The organism is Streptomyces sp. NPDC058307 (assembly GCF_042880295.1).
GTDB lineage: Bacteria > Actinomycetota > Actinomycetes > Streptomycetales > Streptomycetaceae > Streptomyces.
Genome location: NZ_JBHVYZ010000009.1, coordinates 61,556 through 67,953, shown reverse-complemented (window position 1 = coordinate 67,953; position 6,398 = coordinate 61,556). Strand labels below are relative to the sequence as shown.

The 6,398-nt window shown below is 73.0% G+C and carries 6 protein-coding genes and 1 riboswitch; of the genes, 3 read left to right on the top strand and 3 right to left on the bottom strand.

Annotation, left to right across the window (positions count from 1 at the left end; genetic code table 11):
* Positions 1-216: 216 nt before the first annotated feature.
* Positions 217-861, top strand: coding sequence for a hypothetical protein (locus ACFVYN_RS09435; RefSeq protein ID WP_389995127.1), 645 nt, complete (start codon positions 217-219; stop codon positions 859-861).
* Between the two features lie 56 nt (positions 862-917).
* Here the strand turns inward: ACFVYN_RS09435 and ACFVYN_RS09430 are convergent, their stop codons facing one another.
* Both ACFVYN_RS09430 and ACFVYN_RS09425 read right to left on the bottom strand, forming a co-directional pair.
* Positions 918-2,369 (bottom strand): glycine hydroxymethyltransferase, encoded by a 1,452-nt coding sequence (locus ACFVYN_RS09430; RefSeq protein WP_389994876.1) that lies wholly within the window; start codon positions 2,367-2,369, stop codon positions 918-920.
* 41 nt (positions 2,370-2,410) lie between these two features.
* Positions 2,411-2,500: riboswitch (ZMP/ZTP riboswitch) on the bottom strand.
* A 110-nt stretch (positions 2,501-2,610) separates the two neighbouring features.
* Complete coding sequence (locus ACFVYN_RS09425) at positions 2,611-3,462, bottom strand: LLM class flavin-dependent oxidoreductase (RefSeq protein WP_389994873.1); 852 nt, start codon at positions 3,460-3,462, stop codon at positions 2,611-2,613.
* A gap of 324 nt (positions 3,463-3,786) precedes the next feature.
* On the opposite strand from ACFVYN_RS09425, the gene ACFVYN_RS09420 reads away from it, so the two are divergent.
* A complete protein-coding gene (locus ACFVYN_RS09420; RefSeq protein ID WP_389995124.1) occupies positions 3,787-4,647 on the top strand; it encodes a hypothetical protein in 861 nt (286 codons plus the stop codon).
* A 124-nt stretch (positions 4,648-4,771) separates the two neighbouring features.
* Here the strand turns inward: ACFVYN_RS09420 and ACFVYN_RS09415 are convergent, their stop codons facing one another.
* Positions 4,772-6,160: a PLP-dependent aminotransferase family protein gene (locus ACFVYN_RS09415; RefSeq protein WP_389994870.1), complete on the bottom strand. Its 1,389-nt coding sequence runs from the start codon at positions 6,158-6,160 to the stop codon at positions 4,772-4,774.
* 46 nt (positions 6,161-6,206) lie between these two features.
* Between ACFVYN_RS09415 and ACFVYN_RS09410 the strand changes: the two genes are divergently transcribed.
* Positions 6,207-6,398: carboxymuconolactone decarboxylase family protein (locus ACFVYN_RS09410; RefSeq protein ID WP_389994867.1), on the top strand; the 192-nt coding region annotated here is incomplete at its 3' end.

Genomic DNA, 6,398 nt, shown 5'->3' with positions numbered 1-6,398 from the left:
CCGCCGGGCCGGGCGGTGTACCAGAAGTGACACGCGGCTCGCTGCGTGACGGGTGACGGGTGACGGGTGACGGGTGATGAAAGGAGGTGCTCGCGAGCTTGAGGAAGCGTGGGGAGTCGATCGAGGGGGACGGCAGTGCGAAGCAAACTCGCAAAATTACGGCTCGGGCCGCGCAGGGCGCTGGCGGCACTCGTACCGGTGGCGGCGGTGGTGACCGTGCTCGCGGCGCCGGCGGCCGACGCGGCGGCACCGCCGACGCGGGCGGCGGGTCTGGACAGGCCCGACCTGGCGATGGTCGTCACCGGCGGCACCGGGCGGACGAAGGCCGTGCGTGCCGGCGAGCCGTACTTCACTCACCTGTGGCAGTTGCTGCAGCCGACGTACACGGGCACGGAGCGGGTCTCGGACGCCTGGGAGGAGGGCCGGTATCCGCCGGTGCGGTTCACCGTGGTGTGGGGGCTGACGGGGGTGGGCGGCTGGCCCCGGACGGATTCGGCGCCGGGTGGTGATGTGGCGGTGGCGCGGCAGGACCAGCTGTTCCTGACCGGGGACGGCACGCCGTGGGTGCGCTCGGATCCGGCGCCGGAGCAGGAGGACGACGACATCCGCTGGCACCGGGCGCCGCGGGCGGTGTTCGACCGGCTGGACCGGGCGGGCCTCGCGGGCGGTGCCGGGGAGGGGCAGGGCGCGGGGGCCAAGGGTTCGTCCGGTCCGGGGCGTGGTCTGTGGTGGGCGGTGCCGGGGCTCGCCGTGGGGTTCGCCGCGGGAGCCGGCGGCACGCGGCTGATACGCCGCGCGGCGGCCGGGCCAGGAGCCGGACCGCCGCGGGACGAGCCACGTCAGGAACTCGTCGATCTCTAGAAGCTCAGCGATCTCCAGGAGTCACCGGTCTTTGACAACTCAAGAGAGGACGCGGGTCAGCCGAGGTCGATCTCCGGGTACAGCGGGAAGCCGGCCACGAGGTCGGTGGCCCGGTGGGAGATCTCGTCCGCGACCTTCGGGTCCAGGATGTGCTGGGCCTTGGAGGGGGCGCCCTTGCTGGTGGTGCCCGGCTCCGTGGTGGTGAGGACGCGGTCGATGAGACCGGCGACCTCGTCCATCTCGGCGGTGCCGAGACCACGGGTGGTCAGGGCGGGGGTGCCGATGCGGATGCCGGAGGTGTACCAGGCGCCGTTGGGGTCGGCCGGGATGGCGTTGCGGTTGGTGACGATGCCCGACTCGAGCAGGGCGGCCTCGGCCTGGCGGCCGGTGAGGCCGTAGGAGGAGGTCACGTCGATCAGGTTGAGGTGGTTGTCGGTGCCGCCGGTGACCAGGGTCGCGCCGCGGCGCATCAGGCCCTCGGCCAGGGCGCGGGAGTTGTCGACGATCCGCTGCGCGTAGTCCTGGAAGGAGGGCTGCCGGGCCTCGGCGAGGGCGACGGCCTTGGCGGCCATGACGTGCGGAAGCGGGCCGCCGAGGACCATCGGACAACCGCGGTCGACCTGGTCCTTGAGGGAGTCGTCGCACAGCACCATGCCGCCGCGCGGGCCGCGCAGGGACTTGTGGGTGGTGGTGGTGACGATCTGGGCGTGCGGGACCGGGTCGAAGTCGCCGGTGAGGACCTTGCCGGCGACGAGACCGGCGAAGTGGGCCATGTCGACCATGAGCGTGGCACCGACCTCGTCGGCGATCTCGCGCATGATCCGGAAGTTCACCAGCCGGGGGTAGGCCGAGTAGCCGGCGACGATGATCAGCGGCTTGAACTCGCGGGCCGAGGCGCGCAGGGCGTCGTAGTCGACGAGGCCGGTGGCGGGGTCGGTGCCGTAGGAGCGCTGGTCGAACATCTTGCCGGAGATGTTGGGGCGGAAGCCGTGGGTGAGGTGGCCGCCGGCGTCCAGGGACATGCCGAGCATGCGCTGGTTGCCGAAGGCCTGGCGGAGCTCGGCCCAGTCGGCGTCGGACAGGTCGTTGACCTGACGCACGCCGGCCTTCTCCAGGGCGGGGACCTCGACGCGCTGGGCGAGGACGGACCAGAAGGCGACGAGGTTGGCGTCGATGCCGGAGTGCGGCTGGACGTAGGCGTGGCGGGCGCCGAACAGTTCCCTGGCGTGCTCGGCGGCCAGGGACTCGACGGTGTCGACGTTGCGACAGCCGGCGTAGAAGCGGCGGCCGATGGTGCCCTCGGCGTACTTGTCGCTGAACCAGTTGCCCATCGCGAGGAGGGTGGCCGGGGAGGCGTAGTTCTCGGAGGCGATCAGCTTGAGCATCTCGCGCTGGTCGTGGACCTCCTGGCCGATGGCGTCGGCGACGCGCGGCTCGACGGCGCGGATCACGTCGAGGGCGGCACGGAAGGCCGTGGACTCGGTGGACAGGGGCTGCTGCTCTGACATGGCGGCCTCCGGGCTGCGTGGCTTGAAACGGTCACGGATCACGGTTCGGCCCAGGCGCACGGCACTTGGTCACTCACAGGCCGCTCCCCGATGGTCCGTCCCATCCCTGCGCGCCAGTCACGGCCTGCCCGCCAGCCTACCGGGCACACCGAAGGGCACCTGCGCCACGTCCACCATGCGAGCGACGGCTTCGAGGCCGGGCGGCGGGACCCGGACCTCGAAGTCACGTGCGGCGGTGACGTCAGAAGAGGGCGTCGGCCAGGCGGTCGATCTGGTCGGTGTCCGAGGCCCAGCAGTAGAGCATCACCTCGTCGGCACCGATGCCGACGTAGGCGTCGGCGGCCTCGCGGATCTGCCGCGGTGTGGTGAGCAGGCCGGCCTCCATGTATTCGACGTGGCCGCTGAAGGCGTAGTAGTCGCGGAGGTTGCGACGGGCCCGGTCCTGGGTGTCGTCGGGGCCGAGAGCGACGTTCGCCTGGGCGACCAGGCGGGGGCGGCCGGGGCGGTCGTGTTTCTGCCAGGCCGTTTCGGCGGCGCGGAACAGCTTGGACATGAAGGAGGGCGGCAGGGCGGCGCCGAGGAAACCGTCGCCGAAGCGGCCGACGCGTTCGAGGGCAGCGGGGGCGAAGCCGCCGAACAGTACCTCCGGGCCACCGGGGGTGGCGGGGGCGGGACCGATGGGGCCGATGCCTTCGCCGTACGGCTCTCCGGACCAGGTGCGGCGCAGCAGGGTCATCTGTTCGTCGAGGCGGCGGCCCCGGCGGTGGAGGTCGGTGCCGGCGGCCAGGCAGTCGTCCTCGCGGCCTCCGACACCGATGCCGAGCGTGAAGCGGCCGCCCGAGAGGCGGTCGAGGGTCGCGGTCTGCTTGGCGAGCAGGGCGGTGTTGTGGAGCGGCGCGATCAGCACCTCGGTCTGGACGCGGATGCGGGAGGTGGCGCCGGCGAGGACCGCAAGGGTGACGAGGGGCTCGGGGTTGTCGTAGACGAGACGGTCGAGCAGACCGAGGGTGCTGAAGGGGCTCGCGTCGGCGCGGTGGGCCCAGGTGAGCAGCTGGGCGGGGTCGTCGACGGGGAGGCCGAGGCCGATGTTCATGGGAGAGTCCTCCGGAGGGCGTACGGGATCCGCCGGTCGGCCGGATCCGGTGCCGCCCCTCCGTGGTGCCGCGCGCCGTGCGCGGACCTGCTCCCGTCTGCGGCGATGGTTCAGAGAGCGTGTGCGTCAGAGTGCGGCGACCGTAACGCGATCGGACGGGGTGGGACAACGCGTTTTCGCGGGCCACTCGCCGACACGGCCTCGACGAGGTTGCCGACGTGCGTCCGCCCTGTTCATCTCGGTCGGTCCAGAGATCGGTGAGAGCTGGTCCGAAACCAACACACCTCTCCTCACCTCCCCTAAGGTCACTTCGTGCTCTTTGGAATGGTGTGTGCTCTCGGTGCCGCGGTCTGCTTCGGCACGGCCACCGTGCTGCAGGCGATGGCGGCGCGGGCGGCGGACGCGGGCGGCGGTGGCGAGGGGACGGCGTTCGCGGTGACGCTGTTCCTGCGGGCGGTGCGGCAGTGGCGGTATCTGGCGGGGCTGGCCCTGGACGGGGTCGGCTTCCTGTTGCAGATCGCCGCGTTGCGGTCGGTCCCGATCTACGCGGTCGGCGCGGCGCTCGCGTCGAGTCTCGCGGTGACCGCGGTGGTGTCGGCGCGGCTGCTGCGGGTTCGGCTGAGCGGGAGTGAGTGGGTCGCGGTCGGGGTGGTGTGCGCGGGGATGGCGCTGCTGGGGATCGCGTCCGGGACGGAGGGCGACCGGGGCGGCCCCGCGGCCCTGAAGTACGCGATGCTCGGGACGGCCCTTGCGGTGCTGGCCCTTGCGCTGCTGGGTGGGCGACTGCCGGACCGCGGGCGGGCGTTGGCGCTCGGGCTGGGTGCCGGGCTCGGGTTCGGGGTGGTCGAGGTGGCGGTACGCCTGATCGACTCGCTCGCGCTGTCGGCGCTGCTGGCCAACCCGGCGTCGTACGCGCTCCTCGTCGGCGGTGGAGCGGCCTTTCTGTCGCTGACCTCGGCGCTGCAGCGGGGGTCGGTGACCACGGCGACCGCCGGAATGGTGATCGGGGAGACGATCGGGCCCGCGCTGGTGGGGGTGGTGTGGCTCGGGGACCGTACGCGGGAGGGGCTGGCGTGGGTGGCGGTGCTGGGTTTCGCGGTGGCCGTCGCGGGGGCCTTGGCGCTGGCCAGGTTCGGGGAGGCCCCGGAGCATTCCGCTCCGCAGTCCCCTCTCCGAATTCCGTAAGGGTTGCTTGAGTTACTGCGGGAGCGGTTCGGCGGAGTGAGAGGTGGCTCGGCTCCCGGACCGCGACACCCAAACCGCCGAAGCCGCCGGAGCCGCCCGCCCTGCCGACGCCGCCGCCGCGGCGTTATTCGGGCAGTACCGCGCACAGTGCCTCCAGTGCTCCGGACCAGGCGTGGTCCGGTGGTGTCCCGTAGCCCACGACGAGCGCGTCGCGTCGCTCGACGGTGGCCTCGGGGTGCTGGTAGCGGTGCAGCCCGTGCACCGCGAGACCCTGCCAGGCCGCCGCCCGCAGCGCCGCCTGCTCGGTGCCCGGCGGGAGCCGCAGCACCACGTGCAGTCCGGCCGCGATCCCCGTGGCATGGACCTTCGGGGCCCGCCGCGCGAGTTCGGCGACGAGGGCGTCGCGGCGGCGCCGGTAGCGCAGCCGGGCGGCGCGCACATGGCGGTCGTAGGCGCCGGAGGTCAGGAACTCCGCGAGGGTGAGCTGGTCGAGGGATCCGCAGGTGTCGATGGTGCCCTTGGCCGTCAGTACCTCCTCCATCAGGCCGGGCGGCAGCACCAGCCAGCCCAGCCGGAGGCCGGGGGCGAGGGACTTGCTGGCCGTGCCCGCGTGGACGACGTGGTCGGGGTCCAGGCCCTGGAGGGCGCCGACGGGCTGGCGGTCGTAGCGGAACTCGCCGTCGTAGTCGTCCTCGACGACCAGTCCGCCGGTGCGACGCGCCCACTCGACGACGGCCGAACGGCGGTCGCGGTGCAGGGTGCCGCCCATCGGGAACTGGTGGGCCGGGGTGAGCAGCACCGCGTCCTGTTCGGTCAACTCGCCCGGGTCCGTGCCGTGTTCGTCGAACGGCAGCGGCACGGTCCGCAGACCGGCGGCCGCGAGCAGGTCCCAGTGCACGTCGAGGCCGTAGGACTCCACGGCGACCGTGCGGGCGCCCCGGGCCCGCAGCACCGCGCCGAGAAGGCGCAGACCGTGCGAGAAGCCGGCGCAGACCAGGATGTGTTCGGGGTCGGCGCGCACCCCGCGGGCGCGTGAGAGGTACTCGGCGAGGGCGGTGCGCAGTTCGACACGGCCACGCGGATCGCCGTAGTCGAGGGCCTGGTAGGGGGCGGTTGCGAGGGCGCGGCGGGCGGCCTTGAGCCATTGCGCGCGTGGGAAGGAGGCGAGGTCGGGGGTGCCCGGGACGAGGTTGTGGGTGGGGCGACCGGGTGGGCGGGGGCGGGGTGCGGGGCCGGTGGGCGGGACCACCGTTCGCTGCGAGACGTGTGTGCCCGAGCCCTGGCGGGCGGTGAGCCAGCCCTCGGCGACCAGGTCGGCGTAGGCGTCGGCGACGGTGTTGCGGGCGATGCCCAGGTCGGTGGCGAGGGCGCGGGAGGAGGGCAGCCGGGTGCCGGGGGCGAGGCGGCCGGTGCGGACGGCCTCGCGCAGGGCGTCGGTGAGGCCCCGCCGGACGCCCCCTCCGGTGGGTTCCAGATGCAGGTCGATGCCGAAAGTGGCCCGGGGTTTCGCCATGGAAGTGGACCATACCCGTGGGCTGCCCGGCTCCTAGGGTCGAGACATGACCACAGAGGACACCGTCCGGTACAGCCCCGAACACCCGCCCCGCCTGTCCTGGGCCCAGCACGCCCCCGAGGTCTACAAGGCGATGCTCCGCCTCGACACGGCCGCCCGCCGGGGTCTCGATCCCCGGCTCCTCGAGCTGGTGAAGATCCGTGCCTCGCAGCTCAACCACTGCGCGTTCTGCCTCGTA